Genomic DNA, 367 nt, shown 5'->3' on the forward strand with positions numbered 1-367 from the left:
GGCGACCCGTGGCCGGCTGGTGTTCGAGGACGTGTCCTTCACCTACTCGCCGGACAAGCCGCTGATTACTGATTTGTCGCTCGTGGCGGAGCCCGGGCAGACGGTGGCGATTGTGGGGCCGACGGGGGCGGGCAAGACCACGCTTGTGAACCTGATGATGCGCTTTTACGAGCTCGACGCCGGGAAGATCACCCTCGACGGCGTGGACGTGGCGCTGATGTCCCGGCATGAGCTGCGCTCGCGGATGGGCATGGTGCTGCAGGACACCTGGCTGTTCGGCGGGACCATCCGGGACAACATCGCCTACGGCCGGCCCGGGGCGTCCGAGGAGCAGATCCTCGAGGCGGCGAAGGCGACGTACGTGGAC

The 367-nt window shown here is 67.3% G+C and carries 1 protein-coding gene; it reads left to right on the plus strand.

Features of this window, described 5'->3' with window-relative positions; all coding sequences use genetic code 11:
- A partial coding sequence (locus AC1DB8_RS16570; RefSeq protein ID WP_476893651.1) for an ATP-binding cassette domain-containing protein occupies positions 1 to 367 on the plus strand: 367 nt, incomplete at both ends.

This window comes from Arthrobacter sp. 10N410 (genome assembly GCF_056394945.1).